At 43.9% G+C, this 20,749-nt stretch carries 18 protein-coding genes; all 18 read right to left on the bottom strand.

Annotated features, from left to right (window positions below; genetic code table 11):
• Positions 1 to 3,123: HAMP domain-containing protein (locus B3763_RS09000; RefSeq protein ID WP_286745835.1), on the bottom strand; the 3,123-nt coding region annotated here is incomplete at its 3' end.
• A 164-nt stretch (positions 3,124 to 3,287) separates the two neighbouring features.
• Complete coding sequence (locus B3763_RS08995; RefSeq protein ID WP_286745833.1) at positions 3,288 to 3,668, bottom strand: DUF983 domain-containing protein; 381 nt, start codon at positions 3,666 to 3,668, stop codon at positions 3,288 to 3,290.
• Positions 3,628 to 3,897 (bottom strand): hypothetical protein, encoded by a 270-nt coding sequence (locus B3763_RS08990; RefSeq protein WP_286745831.1) that lies wholly within the window; start codon positions 3,895 to 3,897, stop codon positions 3,628 to 3,630. Before B3763_RS08990 ends, B3763_RS08995 begins: the two co-directional genes overlap by 41 nt.
• Before the next feature lie 35 nt (positions 3,898 to 3,932).
• Positions 3,933 to 4,469 (bottom strand): DUF420 domain-containing protein, encoded by a 537-nt coding sequence (locus tag B3763_RS08985; protein ID WP_189630535.1) that lies wholly within the window; start codon positions 4,467 to 4,469, stop codon positions 3,933 to 3,935.
• A 1-nt stretch (position 4,470) separates the two neighbouring features.
• Positions 4,471 to 5,052, bottom strand: a complete 582-nt coding sequence (locus B3763_RS08980; protein ID WP_189630534.1) for a hypothetical protein — start codon at positions 5,050 to 5,052, stop codon at positions 4,471 to 4,473.
• A 70-nt stretch (positions 5,053 to 5,122) separates the two neighbouring features.
• Positions 5,123 to 5,497, bottom strand: a complete 375-nt coding sequence (locus B3763_RS08975; RefSeq protein WP_189630533.1) for a cytochrome C oxidase subunit IV family protein — start codon at positions 5,495 to 5,497, stop codon at positions 5,123 to 5,125.
• A gap of 13 nt (positions 5,498 to 5,510) precedes the next feature.
• The gene (locus B3763_RS08970; RefSeq protein WP_189630532.1) at positions 5,511 to 6,275 is read right to left on the bottom strand and encodes a cytochrome c oxidase subunit 3; all 765 of its coding nucleotides are present in this window, start codon (positions 6,273 to 6,275) and stop codon (positions 5,511 to 5,513) included.
• A 16-nt stretch (positions 6,276 to 6,291) separates the two neighbouring features.
• Positions 6,292 to 6,876: a cytochrome c oxidase subunit 3 gene (locus B3763_RS08965; protein ID WP_189630531.1), complete on the bottom strand. Its 585-nt coding sequence runs from the start codon at positions 6,874 to 6,876 to the stop codon at positions 6,292 to 6,294.
• 2 nt (positions 6,877 to 6,878) lie between these two features.
• Entirely contained in the window at positions 6,879 to 7,778 is a 900-nt protein-coding gene (cyoE, locus tag B3763_RS08960) for a heme o synthase (protein WP_189630530.1), read from the bottom strand.
• A gap of 1 nt (position 7,779) precedes the next feature.
• Positions 7,780 to 8,829 (bottom strand): COX15/CtaA family protein, encoded by a 1,050-nt coding sequence (locus tag B3763_RS08955; protein WP_189630529.1) that lies wholly within the window; start codon positions 8,827 to 8,829, stop codon positions 7,780 to 7,782.
• Positions 8,813 to 10,693: a cytochrome c oxidase subunit I gene (locus B3763_RS08950; RefSeq protein ID WP_189630528.1), complete on the bottom strand. Its 1,881-nt coding sequence runs from the start codon at positions 10,691 to 10,693 to the stop codon at positions 8,813 to 8,815. The genes B3763_RS08955 and B3763_RS08950 overlap by 17 nt, the downstream gene beginning before the upstream one ends.
• 23 nt (positions 10,694 to 10,716) lie before the next feature.
• Complete coding sequence (locus B3763_RS08945; RefSeq protein WP_286745825.1) at positions 10,717 to 11,751, bottom strand: cytochrome c oxidase subunit II; 1,035 nt, start codon at positions 11,749 to 11,751, stop codon at positions 10,717 to 10,719.
• An 18-nt stretch (positions 11,752 to 11,769) separates the two neighbouring features.
• Positions 11,770 to 13,161: a quinol:cytochrome C oxidoreductase gene (locus tag B3763_RS08940; RefSeq protein WP_189630526.1), complete on the bottom strand. Its 1,392-nt coding sequence runs from the start codon at positions 13,159 to 13,161 to the stop codon at positions 11,770 to 11,772.
• Between the two features lie 18 nt (positions 13,162 to 13,179).
• On the bottom strand, positions 13,180 to 13,824 hold the full coding sequence (locus B3763_RS08935) for a c-type cytochrome (RefSeq protein WP_286745822.1): 645 nt from the start codon (positions 13,822 to 13,824) through the stop codon (positions 13,180 to 13,182).
• The gene (locus B3763_RS08930) at positions 13,811 to 14,344 is read right to left on the bottom strand and encodes a DUF3341 domain-containing protein (protein ID WP_189630525.1); all 534 of its coding nucleotides are present in this window, start codon (positions 14,342 to 14,344) and stop codon (positions 13,811 to 13,813) included. Before B3763_RS08930 ends, B3763_RS08935 begins: the two co-directional genes overlap by 14 nt.
• Before the next feature lie 2 nt (positions 14,345 to 14,346).
• The gene (gene nrfD / locus B3763_RS08925; protein WP_189630524.1) at positions 14,347 to 15,708 is read right to left on the bottom strand and encodes an NrfD/PsrC family molybdoenzyme membrane anchor subunit; all 1,362 of its coding nucleotides are present in this window, start codon (positions 15,706 to 15,708) and stop codon (positions 14,347 to 14,349) included.
• Between the two features lie 16 nt (positions 15,709 to 15,724).
• Positions 15,725 to 18,838, bottom strand: coding sequence for a TAT-variant-translocated molybdopterin oxidoreductase (locus B3763_RS08920; RefSeq protein WP_286745818.1), 3,114 nt, complete (start codon positions 18,836 to 18,838; stop codon positions 15,725 to 15,727).
• Positions 18,839 to 18,871: 33 nt separating this feature from the next.
• A complete protein-coding gene (locus B3763_RS08915; RefSeq protein WP_189630522.1) occupies positions 18,872 to 20,116 on the bottom strand; it encodes a cytochrome c3 family protein in 1,245 nt (414 codons plus the stop codon).
• Positions 20,117 to 20,749: the final 633 nt, after the last annotated feature.

Below are 20,749 nucleotides of genomic sequence, written 5' to 3'. Positions count from 1 at the left end.
CTTGTTAAACTCTATATCTACATTTGGCGCTGCCGAAAGCACTCTTTTCAGGTGTTGCAGCTTAAGCTTCATAGGAGTAAGCGGATTCTTAATTTCATGAGCTACCTGCTGTGCCATCTCTCTCCAGGCACTTTCCTTCTCGCTCAGTGCCAGAGCCTTTTTACTCTTCTCCAAATTGCTGAGCATTTTGTTGTACTCCCTGACCATCAGACCAATTTCATCATCGGCTGGCCAGGAAATGGGCTCGTTTAGGTTGGAGAGTGTAGTGGTCTTAATCTTCTCTGTGAGGTACTTAAATGGGTATGTGAGTATTCTGGAAGCCAGAAACGATAGCACTACAAAGATGACAAAGATGAAGGTGAATGAGTTGAGTATGTTGGAGAGAATATCGCGTTGTTCGGCTTTCAACTGTTCTTCCGAATCGAAAAACGGCATACTCAATACTCCCAATAAAGCATTATTTTCGTTGGACCGGATGCCATAATAAGTAGCCTTATAACTCAAGTCGAGATTACCCACCCGTTCAATATACAGCTCTTCGCGCTCTCCGGATTCCACAATTCCTGCCATGGCCTGTGGGTTAATGAAAGGTGCTAGTAACTCATTATCGAAGATAAGCCGTTGGTTGGTAGCGATCAGTCGGCCATTGGTATTGAACAAGTTCATGTCGGCCCGGGCATATTGGCTTATTTCTGCAATTCGGTTTTCCAGGGCCTCATTATTCTCATTCTGCCCTTCCAAAAAGGCCTGCAACTGGTTGGCTATATTTTGTGCTGCACTTTCAGTAGTAGAAAGGTACTGATTCTCAATATTGGTCTCCACCGTTTTGTTCACCAGCCTGAGTACCACAATACTCACAATAATAAGTGGCAAGAAGAAGGCAAAATTGAGTAGAATCTGAATTTTGGCTGAAAGCGTTACGGATTGCTTTCTCCAATTGAAGTAGCCTGCGGAAATTCCGAAAATGAGAATAATCATGGCTACCGTAAACAAGAAAAAGATGCTGAAGTTGGTAATTACATACTGTAGGGGGTAGTGATGGTTAGAGATTATATACACCTGGTTGTTGGCCTGATTTTTTACTGCCAGATGGTCATAACCCGCCAGGCTCATTGTTCCATCGTAAATAGCCGGATTAGAGAGCATGCTCACATCGAAATCTCTTCTGTAGTTAAAGTCGCCAACACTCTTTACCAGCTTCTCTCCTTCAAACACGGCATAGTCTAAATGCCTCAGACCTTGAGATGGAGCCGACTCGCTTAATAAAAGCCTTGGCAATATGCTATTGTTAAGCACCTCCTTTCTATCGAGAATGACTATTACATAACCAATTATGGTATTGTATCGCTTTATTTCATTGAACAGATAGTATTGATTGAGTGCTACCGGATAATTACTTCTATTGAAATAGAGTCCCTCAACAGAGGTTTCTTTTTCCGGCCTGGCGTGGCTCTGTAAAAAACCATCGTAATTCACCGTGGTAGCCGAACTAACAGGAGCTCCCCGACCATTAAACAAGAGAATATTTATCTCATATTTATCGAAGTAATCGCCCAGAAACACCCTTTGTATTTTTTGACGGATAAGTTCTTTGGAAGAAAATGGATTGGTAATGTTGGCCTGTATGAGCACATCTGACTCTATGCGTTCTTTTGCCTGAGACAACAAGTATTCGGCTTCCCAATCATTTTCAGACAAAAGCCTGGTGGCTAACATGCGCTTATTGGACAGCCGCTCTTCTTTTATGTGACTGTCCAACACCACACTACAAATGGTGGCCACCAACAAAGCGGTAGTAAAGAGGTAAAGGAAAGTGGAATAGTTGGCCTGACTTAGCTGCTCCGCAAAATGAAAGCCCACTACTACAAGTAAGTATATGGCCATTACAAGGCCCACAATTACATATTGAGAAGGCCAACCTACCGATACAATTATCAGAACCAAGCAAATTGCACCCAAGACCATTAGTACCCATTTTCTCTTGTCGGTTTTGCTTAACTCTATACTCAGATAATGAGCAGAAATAAAGGGAATAATACCAAGCACAAAGATTCCCCAATAAGCCATGAGCTTGAAGGGCGAGAAGTTGATGTCTGTTCCTACATCGAAAGACCACTGCGAATTGACAAACAGTGAGCTTATCTCCTGAACAAAATACAGCAGACTGGCCAGCAAGAAAAGAGTACCTCCCACCACCGCCAGAGGTTTAATCCTATGGCGATCGGTTTGACGTTTTCTGAGTCTAAGGAAGGTGAAAGTAACTATCGCCACTATGGCCAACTGATTAAGTAAAAAATCGCCCAATGACGGTTGCCATAAGCTTTCGGCAAACTGATCAGGTTCAAAAAGTGACCACTCCACCACACTTAGCGGATACTCATAGCGCAACATAAAGTAGCGGGTAACACCAATGAAAATGACTAAAACCAACACACCAAGCGTCAGATAGTTTCTATTGGTGAGGTATTGGGCATAGTCATAACCCGACTTCAGGAAAAAGTAAATAGCTACCAGGTAGAGCACCAATATAAAGACCGCATACTTCGGATAATCAATCTTCATGCGTTGGGTTCCTTCGTACGAAAAGAGGAAAATACCCTCCGGAGCATAAATATTTTTGCCATTCTCCTGTTCCTGAGCATTGAGTGTGAAAGATGAGCGTCCAAAAATTTCTCCGTTTAGCCCGTGTTCTTCAAAGCTTTCGTTGAGAGCCACGTCCGATGTAAGCGGAAGGAGTGCGTAAATCTCAACTACGCGGTTTTGCGAGCTGTTAATCACTTTGCGCTTTACTATGTACTTGCCACTCTTGAGCTCCAGAAACCGATAAATGTAAGTACCATCCAGTGTGCCATATTTGGGTACAAAGCGGTTGGTACTCCAATAGATTACCTCCCCGTTTTCATAGATGAAGTAGGGCATTTCATCATTGCTCTCAAAACGGTTGAAAAGACGACTGAGATCCACTACGGCTATGTCGCTCAATTGCTGCAACAGCCCATCCAGCTCATTGAGTTGTTTGTGCAGATTTTCCGTTATAGTTTCCTGAGGGTTTACCCTTCTCCTTTGGTCAGAGAAAATAGCTTCGTCAATTATCAGGGTGAGCCCAACCAATAATACGCTCAACAAAAAGGCTTTGTGCTGGAATAATAACTGTCGAATGCGGCTCAATCTAATCACCCTTTTTTCTACGATGAAATCTAACAATAATTTCCCGCATGGGAAGAATTAGGGAGCACCAAGCAAAAATATTACCTAAATGGCGGTGAATAGTTTGCGTAGTGAAAGAATTACTTCATAGAACCGCCAAACTTTAGCTCCCCAAAGAGATAGAGGTAGAAAATACGGGAATAACGAAACATGAGGGGATAGAGCAGCACAACCTCCGATATGATTGCGATCATATAAACGTTTTCGGAAACCGGATGAAAGAAGAGGTAAATGATAAAGGCAGACACCAGAAAGAGCCCCACAGAGAGCCCATAGCTAATGTACATAGCGCCATCGAAAAATCGTGGTTCTCTCTCAAACTTCACCCCGCAATGGCTGCAATGCGTATTAATTTGCGTGAACTTGCTCAGATTGTAGGCCGTGTGTTGGAAAAGTTTGCCCTTTCTGCATTGAGGGCACCTACCCTGCAATACTGCCAGCACCTTTGGCTTTTCTGACATTTTTTCTACTGGTTTTGTACCAAATAATGGCGATAGCTGCTACCAACACGTATGGTGTAAAGAACAGATAAAGTATACCAAGGTTGAGATTGGCTGCCATGGAGGTATCTCCGGCACTTACGGTAGACTCAACGGAACCACGGCACATGGCACATTGCGCTAGTAATTGAGTTCCTGAAACCATCAGAAATAACCCAACCCATACCGATTTTCTCCAGAGCTTACTCATGCTGCAAAGATAATTCTTAATGCTCATAATTCCCATCAATGCATGTAATAGGGAGAAATCATCAAGTAAACAATAACACCCGTAACAGATACATATAGCCAGATTGGAAAAGTATACTTCACAATCTTTTTATGCTTATCGATCATGTTGTTGAGGGCATAATAGAAAGCCAGTAACACAAGCGGCACAACCCCAATGGACAACAGAATATGAGAAATAAGAAAGAAATAGTAGATGTACCTTGAAGCTCCTTCGCCTCCATAAGGAGTAGATTGAGCACTGGCATGGTACAAGACGTAGAGTACAAGAAATATAGCGCCTAAAATAAAAGCGGCCGTATTCATTTGTTGGTGAAGCTTGATCTTCTTTTGTTTTACCGCTATAAAGGCCGCAATAAGACAAACCGAAGTAAGAGTATTAATAGCCCCTATGGCATGCGGAAGGTTGTACACCCACTCACCCAGGTTGAGTTTGGTAGGTAAGCCAAGCAATACAGCCACTGCGAGTGGTATTGCTACTGAAAGGATACGAATCCACACCATCGACTTTTTCTTTTCCAGCGTTTGTGCCATACTATTCTTCGGTTTTTAAAATTCTTAACTCAAGGATAAGGCGGTCTGTTTCTTTCCGCTCCAAAATATTGTAATAACCCCGTATTCTCCCTGCGGCATCTACCAGCACCACACGGTTGTCAAGAGGGGTCATGGCCATGGAGCAGTATTTAAGTTCTGCCCAAGATGCGCTATCCAGCGCCTCCATATTCCAAAACTGATCAAGAAACTGAATACGCCTGTTATAATCTGTTATATCATCCAGTGCAATGGTCTGACTGTTAAGAAACGTGTTTAACCGGATATGATCGTCTTCATAGAAGACATCTTGCACCCGCTCCAATTCTTCTAAGCGAGACTTTAGAACGGGGCCATCGGCTTGTTCAAAATGGACAATATTAATACCTCCTTTTGGAAGCAAATCTGAGTTAACAAGGTATTGCTTATTGGCCTTGTCTAAACAGGGAGTTGAAAGCGAGTCGCCAAGTCCTTGCTCGTAGTATACCGGTATAGTGAATTCGTTTCTCCCAAAGAATTTCAGGAATAGAAAAATCATTACCGGCAGAGCGATTAATAAAAACAGAAATACGGCCTTCTTTCCCATGCTTTATAAACTAAAAAATCAGGCCAATGGATTTGACCTGATTCTGTACTTAATGAAAATCTTGCTTCATCTAATGCGATTCTTCCACGTGCTCTGTTCCTGCAGGTTCATAGTCCTGCACACCCTTAGATTCTTTTATGGCTGCACCTTCCAGGTTTACCAGGGCCACAATAAGCCACACAATAAAGATCATGGGTAAAATGATTGAGTAAATCAAACCTTTCACTTCATGCCCCAGGTGCATAAACTCAGAGACAATGTAGAAAGCTTTAACAATGGTTAAACCAATAAATATTGCTGAGCGTAGAGTTCCGGCATCCATAGTAAAGGCAAATACATACTCTATTGCCGTAACGAAAGCCAGTATACCGGCTATCTTCCAAATACCCAGTATTTTCGATCTGTCGGCCGGTTGAGCCACTACGTTAGTTGTTGCTTGTTCCATTATAAAAAGTCTTTTAAATCAAGTAGAAGAAAGTAAACACAAATACCCAAACGAGGTCTACAAAGTGCCAGTAGAGGCCAACTTTTTCAACCATTTCATAGTGCCCTCTTCTTTCATACAGGCCATTGGCTGCATTAAAGAAGATAATTACATTAAGCACTACCCCAGAGAACACGTGGAATCCGTGGAATCCGGTAATAAAGAAGAATAGTGCGGCAAAGGCCGGAGGTCCATATTGATTGTATGTGAGGTTGGCTCCAAATATTTCATAGTTTTCTTTCCAAACTCCATTGATCACTACATCACCTATGGTTGCTGTATCAGTTCCGGCAATAAAGTGACTCCACTCCCAAGCCTGGCAAGACAAGAAAGCAAAACCACCAATAATGGTCCATAGCATCCATTTTACCACACCCTTTTTATCCATTCTGTGTCCTGCCTCTACTGCCAATACCATGGTCACAGAGCTCAAAATGAGGATGAAGGTCATTAAACCAACAAAAACCAAAGGAAGCTCAACACCATGAAAACCAGGGAAGGCCTCATATACCTTTTCCGGAATTGGCCAGTACTCGGTTGAGAAGGTGAATGCATCTGGATCTCCCTTATAGGCCGGAGCACTCCAACGCAGGAATGCATAGGTAATGAGCAAACCAGAAAAGGTAAACGCATCTGACAGTAGAAAGAACCACATCATCAGCTTACCATAGCTGGCCTTCAGAGGCTCTACCCCTCCACCCCAGAGGTTCTTTTTACTTATTGTAGCAGTAGTTGCCATAGATTTGGTTAGTTATTTAATGATTCAGCAATAAAAATATGAACAAATAAATCCAAAGTCCGCCTAAGAAGTGCCACCAGGTAGAACACATTTCCATGTTGAGCATGTTCTTGGCGTGCACCTTATATTTGTAAGACGAAATTAGCATATATATCAGATATATCACACCGCTGACTAAGTGCAGGGCATGAACAAAGGTAAACACGTACAGGAAGCTTCCTGCGGGGTTACCGTTAAAGTAAATGTTATTATCTACCAACTGCCCCCAGGCTTTAACCTGTCCTACCAGAAATAGAATTCCCAGTACTGTTGTAATAGCCAAGGCCAGTTTTACCTGCTCCAGTTTGTCTTTTTTAGCCGCCATGTAGGCCCATTGCATAAACACACTGCTCAACAGAATAATGGCCGAAGTATACCATAGCATAGTGGGCAAGTCGTATATCAACCAATCGCCATCGGCCTGGCGCACAATGTGGGCACTGGTGAAGGCGGCAAAAATCATAACCACCGTCACGATGAACAACCACAGTGCAAATTTTTTAGGATGCATTGAAAGGGGTTGTTCCACCGGTGTATCTACAAGTTTGTAATCTTCAGCCATCATCATTTTACCATATCCAACAAATACGCAATCTGCACAATCGGTAAGTACAAAAAGGAACCAAACATGATCCTCAATGCCGACTTACGCGACTGATCTCTCATTAACTTAATGGTTGAGGCTAAGAACAGCACTCCACAAACCGTGGCAACAACTGCCGAGTTTATACCTGTAAGACCAAAATACGTGGGCAACAGACCCAATGGAATCAGGAACAGGGTATAAGTCATAATCTGAAAAGCCGTTTTCATATCCTTCTCCCCTTTTACCGGAAGTAGCTTAAAACCTGCCTTTTTATAATCATCATCGGCCACCCAGGCTATCGCCCAAAAGTGTGGAAACTGCCAGATGAATTGAATTCCGAAAATAATAAGCGCTTCATGGGAAATAGACCCCGTTGCCGCAGTCCAACCCAACAATGGAGGCAAGGCTCCTGGAAAAGCTCCCACGAAAACGGCAATTGGCCCTACTCGCTTTAAAGGTGTATATACAAAACTATACAGCACCATAGAGAGCAATGAAAGACCAACGGTAAGCAAGTTGGTAGATACCCACAAGAGGCCAATTCCTAAACAGGCCACTACCAGAGCAAACCACAGCGATTCAGAGTTAGATAATCGTTCGGTGGGCAATGGACGATTCTGAGTACGTTTCATTACCCGGTCATAGTCTTTTTCCAACACCTGATTCACAGTACACGAGGCTCCGCTCACCAACCAGCCCCCCACAAATAAAGCAGCCAGTTGCATCCAGTCTACTCTGCCCCCCATAGCCAACGCATAGCCAAAGGCAGAGGAGAACGCTACTAAAAGCGACAGCCTCATTTTCATTAGTTCCACAAAGGCTTTCACCTTTTGAGAAACTGTGAGTTCTACATTGATATTTGCTGTGTTATTAACCATTTCAGGCCAACTTCAATTCTTTTTCTCTCAACATGAGCCACAGATAATACTGCACTCCAATCATCACCGATCCTAAAAGCAAATGCACTGGTTGTATAGCAGCAGGTACGGCAAAGTAGGCCATTATGACCCCACTTACTATTTCAATAACCACTATGGCCATCAACCATCTGGTAGGTTTCACCAACTGCGTATGCCGTATATCTTCTTTCCACAATTTCCAAAGCAGAAAAGCATGCAGCCCCAATAGTAAGAGTGAATATGACCTATGGATATAGAAAGTAAGCCCAAGATTGGCTACCCACTCAGACCTTTCCAACGATTTGGCCAGCATGTCTATAGACTCTCTTACCTGCGTGCCTAACACCACTTGAATGAGGCTTAAACTAAGGCAAAGGAGGGTAAGTCTTTTTAGTGTACCAAGACGGCTGGAGCTATAATCAGACTGAACCGGTTTAGATCTGTGATATACATATATGAGCAGGCAAACAATCACCAAAGCAATGAGCATGTGTATGGTAATCATCCAATGCAGCAGGTTCGTACTCACCACAATCGACCCGATCCATCCCTGGAAACCTACGAGTACAAATGCAAGAAATGAAAGAACAGTGATTAGTTTATCTTCTTTCCAGAACCTCACTGAAAGCACCGCAGTACCAAATATCAGGAGTCCTATAATCGCACCAATCAGGCGATTCACATATTCTGTCCAGGTTTTAACCGGGTTGAAATCTTCCTCCTCCAGTATTGAAGGGTCATTTTCCACTTGATTGGCCAACTCACCGAACCCTAAAGCCGATAAGTATCTGGCAAACTTCACGTTTTTATCAACCCTCTGCTGAACGTATACTTCCTTATAATTAGCCGGGAGCTGGCTTTCATCGGTTGGTGGAACCCAGCTCCCGAAACATTTGGGCCAGTCAGGACATCCCATTCCCGACCCTGTAGTTCTTACAATACCGCCTACCGCTATCAGCAAATAAACGGCTATGATAGTGACGGCCGAAAACCGCCTAAATGATCTTCCTTTGTTAGTGCTTGGCTTCATGAACCACAATCTCCTCTGCATCCATTTCCTTCTCCAAAGCAATCATATCGTTCTCATGAGGAAGGTTAGATTCCATGGTTTGAGAGAAAGGAACAGTTTGTGGTATAAAGTCATCTTCAGCACCCGGCTTAGAATAATCGTAAGCCCAACGATACACTTTCGGAATTTCACCAGGCCAGTTGCCGTGCCCAGGTACTCGGGGAGTAGTCCACTCCAGCGTGGTCGACTTCCAAGGGTTGGCCGGAGCCTTTCTTCCTCTAAAAATGCTATAGAAGAAGTTGAAAAGGAAAATAAACTGGCCAATGAAGGTAGCAATAGCCGCAATCGAAATGAACATGTTCAAATCGGTGAATCCGCTAAAGGCATCGAAGTTGGTAAATGAATAGTATCTTCTTGGGAATCCGGCAATACCAATGTAGTGCATTGGGAAGAATACCGAATAAATACCAATGAAGGTTAACCAGAAGTGAATATAACCAAGTCTGGCGTCCATCATTCTGCCAAACATTTTAGGGAACCAGTGGTAAACACCTGCCAACAGACCGAACGATGATGCCGCACCCATTACCAGGTGGAAGTGAGCCACCACAAAGTAAGTATCGTGCAACTGAATATCGATAGCCGAGTTTCCAAGGAAAATACCGGTAATACCACCTGATATAAATACCGACACCAAACCAATAGAGAACAACATGGCCGGTGTAAAGACAATGTTACCTTTCCAAAGCGTGGTAAGATAGTTGAACACCTTTACTGCCGAAGGCACCGCAATGATTAAGGTCAGGAACATGAATATTGATCCAAGGAATGGGTTCAAACCTGAAACGAACATGTGGTGTGCCCATACAATGAAGGATAAGAATGTGATACCCATCATTGAGATAATCATGGCCTTGTATCCGAAAATTGGTTTTCTGGAGTTAGTGGCAATAATTTCTGAAGTAATACCCAGGGCTGGCAAGAGTACAATATATACTTCGGGGTGACCTAAGAACCAGAACAAGTGCTGGTACAAAATTGGGCTACCTCCAACATTGGGAAGTGCCTCCCCATTGATATAGATTTCTGACAAATAGAATGAGGTTCCAAAGCTTCTGTCGAATACCAACAACAAAGCTGCAGCAAACAACACAGGGAAAGACAGAATACCGATTACCGCAGTAAGGAAGAAGGCCCAAATAGTCAACGGAAGTCGGCTAAAGGTCATCCCTTTTGTTCTGAGGTTAATAACGGTAGACACATAGTTGATACCTCCCAACAATGAAGATGCAATAAAGAACACCATGGCTACCAACCACAAAGTCATACCCAATCCGGAGCCCGACATGGCTTCCGGTAGTGCAGAAAGTGGCGGATAAACCACCCATCCACCTGAGGCCGGTCCTGTTTCAATAAACAGAGAGATGAGCATGATTACACTGGAAACAAAGAAGAACCAGTAAGAAAGCATGTTCATAAAGCCTGAGGCCATATCTCTGGCACCAATTTGCAATGGAATAAGGTAGTTCGAGAATGTACCGCTCAATCCGGCTGTCAATACAAAGAACACCATAATGGTACCATGCATGGTTACCAAGGCCAGATAGAATTCAGGGTCAAGGGTTCCTTCAGGAGAAATCCATTTACCTAAAAGAGGCCTCAACCAACCGAGGTCTGCCTCTGGAAAACCAAGCTGTAAACGGAAAATAGCCGAAAGAGCCGCTCCAATTACTGCCCAAATAATACCCGTAATCAGGAATTGTTTGGCAATGGTCTTATGGTCGGTAGAAAATATATATTTAGAAATAAATGACTGCTCATGGTCATGATCGTGGTGATCGTCATGGCCATGTACATCAATATGCGCTTCTGCTGCTGTTGCCATATTCTAATGATGTTAAGTTCTTTTTATTCGTTAATGCCAGCCGAAACCATGGCCAGTTCTTTCAAATTATCTGGTACTTGCGACATGTAAGACGGGTTTTTAGATAACCACGACTTCTGCTCAGCCTTCCACTTCTCATACTCTTCAGGCTCAAGTACAGTCACAATTTTACTCATAGAGAAGTGTCCCTCTCCACAAATTTCAGTACAAGCCAGCTCGTAATTGAAATCGGGATTACCTTCTTCTACTCTCATTTCTTCTGTAGTCTTATTGGCTACAAACCAGAATTGCGTTGGCATACCCGGTACGGCATCCATTTTCACTCTCATGTGAGGAATAAATACAGAGTGAAGGACATCTCTGGCTCTAATTTTAAGCAACACCGGCTTTCCTTTAGGAATTACCAAAGAGTTGCTCATAAAATCATCAAAGTTGGCTCTGTCGGAGAAGTCTACTCCATGCGTATTGATGGCATCAATGAGTCGGTAGTCATAGTCGCCCACCTGGTTGTCCATTCCTCCGTAGCGGATTGACCACGCGAACTGATAGCCCATGATCTCAATTTGCTCAGACTCTTCAGGGGCTTCGCTCATTATTCCATCCCAGGCCATCCAACCCGAAATTACCAACCAAGTCAATACAATGGCCGGTACACCAGTCCAAAGGTACTCCAACTTGTTGTTGTGCGGATAGAATAAGGCGCGCTTGTTTTTGTTGTAACGGTACTTATAAGAGAATACAAACAAAAGGATGTTGGTAACCACGAATACGATACCGGTAATCCACATGGTTCTCCAGAACAATTTATCTGTTAACTCACCATGTTCTGAAGCTACCGGAGGGTCGTAGGCATCGAAATGAGCCCAGGAATACCATCCTGCTAAGCCAAAGAACAGAACCATAAACACGATCATGAGTACCGCATTCATGTTGTTGCTACTGCTGGTAGTCTCCTCTCCTGTTCCTTTAACCACATTAACCAGCCTAGTAATTCTGAAGATCAACAACAGAATGGCTACTACTAGGAAAACTGCAAGTGCTATGTAAAAACCAAACATATCTCTTTTGTCAATATTTTAAATATGGTGATGTTTTGCTTCTTGTAACATGGGATGGTTCTTGGGTACCAAAGCATAAGAAGACATTGCTTTTAACACCACAAACACAAAGGCAGAACCAAACATCAAGTACATTCCTATTTCAGTAAATCCGAAGAATCCGTTTTCTCCCATAGTACCCGGGGTCATCATTAGATAGAAATCTATGAAGTGACCAAACATTACTACTATGCAAACCATCTTCAGGAACACATTCAAACGCTTGGCATCTCTGGTCATCAATGTCAGGAATGGGAAGAAGAAGTTCAACACCAGATTGACAAAGAAGAACGGAGCGTATTTATCGCTAAGGAATCGCTCTACAAAGTATACCGACTCTTCCGGAATGTTGGCGTAGTAGATCAGCAAGAACTGAGAGAACCAAATGTATGTCCAGAAAATACTGAATGCGAAAACAAACTTACCCAGATCGTGCAAGTGGTTGGTGGTAACCTGAGGTAGATATCCGGCTTCCTTCAACAGAACGGTAACCAGAGTAATGAAGGCCAGGCCAGTAACAAACCAGCTTGCAAATACATACCAACCAAACATAGTTGAGAACCAGTGAGTATCTATAGACATCACCCAATCCCATGCCGAAACTGAGGAAGACACGGCAAAGATCACCAGGAAAATGGCTGACCATTTTCTCATTTTGTGCCAGTAGGTATCTCCTCCTAACTCATCTTCGGCCAATGAAAGGCCTTTCAACTTCTTGAACAACCAAACCCAAAGTGCGAAGAAAACAACCATGCGAAGCACAAAAAACAGAGGGAAACTTCCGCCCTCCAGAGGAGCAAAGAAGTAAGCTTGTTTTCCTGCTATAATACCATCGTAGTGATCGCCACCCACTTCATACAAATCGCTGTGTGTCCAATGGAATACATCATGACTCACAAAGAGGTATGTCAATACCATGAGTACTCCGGCAGGTAAAATCCAATGAGCCATTGAAAGCGGGATTCGCACAATGTAGGCCGACCATCCGGCCTGTGCGGCATACTGTATTGCAAAGAAGAAAATACCTATCAGTGCCAGACCGGTAAAGTACACATTATTGATCCACAGGTCTACTTTAAACCGCTCGAACCAACCTTTACCGTGCTCTTCTTCTCCTTCGGCTCCACCAGCGGTGGCTAGTACTTCATAGTCTCCATCGGTGAGTGAAGCATGACCTTCGTCACCATGCTCGCCTGCAGCATCATCGTGCTGTTCTGTTCCGTGTGTATCGTCACCATGGCCTGCTTCTTCGTGGTGGCTGTTTTTTTGCGGGTTCAATGCCCCTATAAGCAACATTACCGCACCCACTATAAAGGTTATAGTGATCTTCTTCTTAAGGCCAGCGTTAAAATCGAATACTTCTTTTGCCATTTCTTAAAAATTTACGGTTTACTGTTGCTGTAATGTTTGAACGTACCTTGCGATTTTCCATCGCTTATCTTCGCTAATCTGAGAACCATGTGCTCCCATACGTCTAATTCCGTGAGTGATAACATGGAAGATGTGTCCTTGAGACAAATTTCTCTGAGCAGGTGCTGTATATGAAGGCACACCTGCATAAGCCACACCGGCTTTTCCATCGCCCTTACCACTAGCACCGTGGCAATGCTGACAAAACTGAGTATACAGTCTTCTGCCTTCTGCAATGATTTCTTCGCTGGCAGGGAAAGGGTTTTCTATAGCAGCAGCCGCAGTTATATCATCCTTTTCCAGTCTGTAAGGCAGCATATCGTTAGGGTTTCTTCTCACCGTACCTTCTACTGGCTTTCTGACATTTTGTGCATAAGGATTGTTTGGGTTGGAGTTATAAAATTCTCCTTTTTCATCCTCTCTGTTGCTAAGCCATTTACCCGCCTCTTCGTCTTTGATTTGCGTAAGCGGCTCGTAAGGCACAGAATGATACATCTGAGGGGCATATTCCAGGCCGGTATAGTCGCCCTTGGCCGCACAACCGCAGGCTAATGCGAGCGCCAGCATAGGAATAGAAATCTTCAATTTCTGAATCATATCTTCGGAAGGCTTATTCTTCAACATTTTTATTATTCACTTCAACTGCACCAGAGTCTTTCAACAAGGCATTTATCTGTGCTTCCTGAAGACCTGCATTTTTACCAAGATCGATGGCCATTACGTGCTTGTCGTCCGTAATTCTCAAATCCAACATCTTAGGATCTTTCCATGGCTTAAGGTCGCTGGCTACCAAAAAAGTACCCACCATACCAAAAGCGGCCAAAAGAACGGTAAGCTCAAAGGTTACCGGCACAAAATCCGGAAGAGCGATAAAGTTTTTACCACCAATAATCATGGGCCAGTCAACACCCAACATCCAAATTTGCATTACCAGGGCCAGCGTTGTGCCCAGGGCACCAAACATAAAGGCTGCAATTGGAAGCCTAGAACGCTTATACCCAAGCTCTTCATCCAATCCGTGAACTGGAAAGGGAGAATATACTTCGTGGATCTTCACGCCAGCACCACGGATTTTGCCAACTGCTTTTAGCAAAACATCTTCGTCATCAAAGACGCCCAATAAGAAATTCTTAGAGTCACTCATGATTAAGCAGTTTTTTCAGATGATGATTTGATAATACTTTTTACTTCGGCCATGTTGATTACCGGGAAGAACTTCGCAAAAAGGAAGAACGCGGTGAAGAATAGCCCGAAGGTGAATACATATACCCCAACATCGTAAATAGTTGGATAGAACATTGCCCATGAAGAAGGCAAGAAGTCTCTGTGCAATGAAGTAACAATAATTACAAAGCGCTCGAACCACATACCAATGTTCACAATGATTGAAAGTATGAAAGTGGCTGCAATGCTGGTTCTGATCTTTTTAAACCAGAAAAGCTGAGGTGAAATTACGTTACATGTCATCATCGACCAGTAAGCCCACCAGTAAGGTCCTTGCATTCTGTTGTAGAAGGCATATTGTTCTGCCGGAACTCCTGAGTACCAGGCAATAAAGAACTCAGTGATGTAGGCAATACCTACAATAGACCCGGTTACAATGATCACTATGTTCATCATTTCGATGTGTTCAATAGTGATGTAGTCTTGCAGTTTAAATACGGCCCGTGTTACCAACATAAGCGTTAGCACCATGGCAAAACCTGAGAATATAGCACCCGCCACGAAGTAAGGAGGGAAAATGGTGGTGTGCCATCCAGGAATTACTGAGGTAGCAAAGTCGAACGATACAATGGTGTGTACTGAAAGTACCAGCGGAGTAGCCAAACCAGCCAATATCAGCGATACGGACTCATAGCGACTCCAGGTCTTTGCGGCACCATCCCACCCAAGAGAGAGTGCACCATAAATCTTCTTACGAATACCGGTAGCTCTGTCTCGAATAGTGGCAAAGTCGGGAACTAGCCCAAGAAACCAGAAAACGAGCGATACGGAGAAGTAAGTAGAGATGGCGAAAACGTCCCACAGAAGCGGAGAGTTAAAGTTTACCCAAAGCGAACCGAAAGTGTTAGGTAAAGGCAGTGCCCAGTATGCTCCCAGCCACGGACGACCCATGTGTAGTATTGGGAATTGAGCAGCACAAATAACAGCAAATATAGTCATTGCCTCTGCTGCCCGGTTGATGGACATTCTCCATTTCTGTCTGAAGAGCAAAAGAATGGCAGAAATCAGTGTTCCTGCGTGACCTATACCAACCCACCATACGAAGTTGGTAATATCCCAGGCCCAACCTACGGTTTTATTAAGACCCCACATTCCGATTCCTTCCCAAAGGGTGGTGGCCACGGCCACAAAACCTATGAGAAGCGTGACAACTGAAATTCCGAAGGCCATTCCCCAAAGTTTGGAGGGCTTAGCTTCTACCTGTCTACAGATGTCTTCGGTAACATCATGAACGGTCTTACCGCCTGTGATTAAAGGTTTTCTTACGGATGAAGTAACCTGCATATTCTTTCGGTTTATTTTAAGCTTCTGTTGTTTCTTTATCCTTGTTTCTGATCTTGGTCATGTACCAAACGTTCGGATTCACGTTCAGCTCTTCCAGCACATGGTATGCTCTGTCTTCATTCACCACACGCTCGGTAACCTTCTCTCCTTCTTTCTTCTCTTCAATCTGAAGTAGCTGAGAGATTTTAGAATTAGGATCGTTAAGGTCTCCAAAAGTAATGGCATCTGAAGGACAAGCCGATGCACAAGCCGTGTTGATCTCTCCATCAACTGGTCTTCTGCCTTCACGCTTAGCGGCAAGTTTACCAGCCTGAATACGCTGCACACACATGCTACACTTCTCCATTACACCTCTTGCTCGAACAGTAACATCTGGGTTCAATACCATTTTACCCAAATCATTGTTCATGGAAGAGTTCTTGTCGAACTGCGTATTGTCGTGGTATTTAAACCAGTTGAATCGTCTTACTTTATAAGGACAGTTGTTGGCACAGTATCTTGTACCAATACATCTGTTGTAAGTCATTTGGTTAAGACCTTCAGTACTATGAGTGGTAGCTGCCACAGGACACACCGTTTCGCATGGTGCGTTGTTACAATGCTGACACATCATAGGCTGGAAGGTTACTTCCGGATTGGCCGCAGCCTGCTCCAGCTCTTTTTTATTGCCGGCAGGGTTGGCAGCAGAGTAATACCTGTCTATTCTTATCCAGGCCATTTCTCTACGGTTGAGCACCTCTTCTTTACCTACTACAGGAATGTTATTCTCTGCCTGACAAGCCACTGTACATGCCGAACAGCCTGTACAAGAGTTCATGTCTATGGTCATTCCCCAGTGGTGGTTGTTGTACTCGTGACCACTCCAAAGGGTAATTTTAGAAGGCTTATAGTATTTGCCGTCTTTGTATATTTTAGGATATACTCGTCCGGCTTTGGTATCTTTCTTATACTCCGTCAAAACCGATTCCTGGATCACGTTTTCACGTCCCATGTAGGTCTGATGAGTTTGAGTTTGGGCAATTCTGTAGGGTTTACCGGTAGCTGCCACCGATACTCCTGCCAGCACGTCCATGGTATTGGCACCATTTAGTTTGGTAATGAAAGGATAGGCATTTACACCCACTCCATTGGCTACTCTTCCGGCTTTTGTTCGGCCATAACCTATGGCCAAGCCTACCGTACCTTCGGCCTGACCTGGCTGAACCAGTGCAGGTACTTCAATGGTATTTCCTCCTACTGTTAGGCTTACCAACTGAGTCTCTCCTTCTTTCATTTCAATACCCAGTTCGTTGGCTTGAGCAATTGAAATGGTCAGGTAGTTGTCCCAGGTAGCCTTGGTTACAGGATCGGGCATTTCTTGCAACCAGGGGTTATTGGCCTGGCTACCGTCTCCTATACCAATTTTTTCATAGAGCGCTAACTCCAATCCAGAACCAGCCGACTTGTAATTCTGACCTATACTGGTAGCCGCTGTAGCAGCCGCAGCGAAATCATAGTTCAGGTTTTTTGCGGTGGTCCCAAAGTCTACTACTCCATCATAAAGAGCCTTATCCCAGAACATTTGGAAGTTGGAGATGTCGCTCTGCTTTGCGAAGTAAGTTTCTCTCCAGTTATTCTGAAGGTAGGTATAGTATTCTACATCCTGTCCGGCCCACTTAAGGAACGACTCAGGTGCTTGTCTTGTCTTGAATAGTGGTGAAATGGTTGGCTGCGTAAGGCTGATATAGCCACTTCTCAACTCCGCATCGTTCCACTGCTCCAGGTAATGATGATCTGGAGCCACATACTGTACAGCAGACGCTGTTTCGTCCAACCTATCGGAAGTTGAAACAGTCAATGTAGCCTTGGCTACCCCGGCTGCCAAAGCCGAAGCTTCTGCTGAATTATATAGCGGATTACAGTTAAAGAAGATAAGACCTGCAATTCTTCCGGCATTCAGATCTTTTGCCAGATTGGCCATGGCCATATCATCACCTTGTCGGTAATGCACAGGGGCGTTGGCATTAATAGTAGTGCCATAGTTCCCCAACATACTGTTGATGCCGTTTACCAGCACCTGAACTGCAGGGTCGTTAGATCCGCATACCAGCAACGACTGGCCTCTGTTGGCCCAAAGCTCATTGGCTGCGGCATTGAGGTAATCTGCAGAAACACTACCACCACTCACCTTTGGCTGTCCGGCCTTGGCCGCAATGGCATTGTACATGGCAGCTACCAAAGGCCCAACCTGAGAAGGTTTAATAGGCGTTCTGTAATCTGCGTTGGCACCAGTCAATGAAAGATTAGACTCGAACTGATAGTGTCTCGACATCTCTCTATGGTGCTCATTAATTTTTCTTGTTTGAGCGTATTGCTTAGAGAATTCAATTGGCGAAATCCAGGTTCCCAGGAAGTCGGCTCCAACACTTACGATTGTTTTGGCTTTGCTGAAATCGTATGAGGGTATCATAGCCTCACCAAAAGACCTCTTGTTTCCTTCAGTTATACCATAAGCCGAAACAGGGTCGTAAGACACATGCTGAGCTGTTGGATACTTAGCCACAAACTCTGCAACTGCCTTTTTGGTGGTAGGGCTGAGTACAGTATTGCTCACGATTCTGATTTGGCCACCTTTGGCCGCAATGTCTGCCAGCTTGGCTGTCACTTCACGGTCGAGGGTTTCCCAGTCAATCTCAGCACCTTCTTTAAGAGGGTTGGTTAGTCTTTCCTTGTCGTATAATGAAAGAACAGAAGCTTCAACCTGGGCATTGGTTCCACCCTTGGTGATGGTGCTGTATTTGTTTCCTTCTACCTTAATCGGTCTTCCCTCACGGGTCTTAACCACAACGCTCACCGCATCGCCACCATTCACATAGGTAGATGCGTAGTAGTTGGGAACCGATGGATCCACATCTACAGGCTTGTTAAGATAAGGAATGGCCTTTCTTACCGGGGCTTCACAAGCCGCCAAGGTGGCTGCCGCCACGCCAAAGCCCATTAACTTAAGGAAGTCTCTCCTGTTGTTGGTCTCTCCTCCTTGTTCGCTGATAGGAAGGTACTCAGGAAACTCTGATTCATTCTTCTTGACAAACTCAGCATCGTTTGTCAACTGCTCGATACCTTTCCAGTATGTTTTTTGATTTTCTTTCATTGTATATCAATCAGAAATCGCGAATTCAATTAATTAATAGTGACACTTGGCACATTCCAAACCACCTATATCGGCTACATTCATTGGTGTAGCAGAGTTTTGATTATGCAGCTCAACCAAACGATCATAGTAACCGTTGCCTTGAGTATTAAGACTGGTATTTCTGTGACAGTCGATACACCAACCCATAGTTAATGGAGCGTGTTGTTTCACCACTTCCATTTCCTGGATTTCTCCGTGACAGGTCTGGCATTCTACACCACCTACCTTCACGTGCTGTGAGTGATTGAAGTAAGCCAAATCAGGCAGGTTGTGAATTCTAACCCATTCAATGGGTTCGCCACTCTCCTGAGCAGCATAAAGTTTTTGAATTTCCGGAGAGTCTGTCTTGATTGAACTATGGCAGTTCATACAGATATTCACTGAAGGAATATTGGCAGACTTACCTATTTCCACACCGGTATGGCAATATTGACAAGCAATTTCATATTCACCGGCATGCAGCTTGTGAGAAAAAGCAATTGGCTGCTTTGGAGCATAGCCTTGCTGAACACCGATAGTGTAGAGGCCGTCAATTACATTTTTGGCTGCCAGAGCAATTACAAGAAAAGTGACAATACCGATAACTGTTGGGCTCTTTACAAAAGCCACCAGGCTAAACTTCTCGTTTACAATCTCCTTGTCTTCTTCAGAAATATTTTCTTTATCCTGAAGGTACTTTTTAAGCACTCCAATAATGATGGCCAATACAATAAGAATGAGTACCAGCACCACAATAAGAGCCGCTACTATTATATTAAGGTAAGATTCAGGCACTCCTGAACCTCCAGCAGGCCCTTCTTCACCACCACCGGTTACAGTATTCTTGTCGGCCGGAGGGTTCTCCTCTACATTTCTTACATAGGCCATAATGGCCAAAATCTGATCATTCTCCAGATCGTAAGGGGTCATGGCCGAAGGCTTGTACTCATTCCAGAGTGCCGTAGCCTGTGGATCTCCTGCGGCAATCATTGCCTGAGAATTTTTTACCCAGCTGTAAATCCAGTCCAAATCTCTGCGGTCGTAAACACCTGCCAATGCCGGCCCTACTTTTTTTCCAACCACATTATGACAGGAATTACACTGATATTCGTTGAAGAGTTTTTCTCCTTCAGCAATGATGGCTTCATCGGTTGGTACAGCATCGCGTTGTGCAAAAGATTGCTGCCCAGAAAAAACAAAACAGCATACTAGCAGGCATGCTGTCGCATAACGAACAATGGTTTTTCTAGCTACCATGTAAAGTCTATTTTTGATCACAGATTGTCCCAATTCTTGAAACTCGTGGCAAAGGTAGTATCAGAAGGCCTTATTTCAAACTAAATTTTATTCTTGAAAACCAGTAAAAAGCCCCTTAAAACCACTCTATATATTACTGATTCACAGCATTTTACAGAAGACTCAACGATCATTTAATTAATTTAGAATCAGTATAAATAACCACTTCGCAAAGAATGTATGAAACCTTTGGAAATGACCGAAATTGAACTGTTAGGAAAGCCATAAAATCAAAGGAAATTAGAAAAATATTCGACCTCAGGTGTAAAATACAGAAAAAGATTTTGCAGCCTCCCCTCCCAAAAATTGAGCCCTGAAAATACTGATAACAAGAGCTTCTGTATTCTGCTCATTGCCAGAATACAGCCATTGAAAGCTATTTATTTAGACGCCAAAATTCCTGGTCAAACCTTGGAATAGTCCCTCCTTTAAAGGCCGCCAAAGCGATTAGCCAATTCACTTGAGACGCTGGGCACATGACTCGCCATGCCATTTATACTTCAAGGCTGTTCGCGAAGCTCTGTAAATTGAGGTTTCGAACCGCATGCCTACCTGGTGGTAAAAGCAGGGTTATCATGCACTCAATAAACCCTT

This window comes from Roseivirga sp. UBA1976 (genome assembly GCF_002336325.1).
GTDB classification, from domain to species: domain Bacteria; phylum Bacteroidota; class Bacteroidia; order Cytophagales; family Cyclobacteriaceae; genus Roseivirga; species Roseivirga thermotolerans.
The sequence above is the reverse complement of the archived record's forward strand: the minus strand, read 5'-3'. Positions and strand labels throughout refer to the sequence as shown.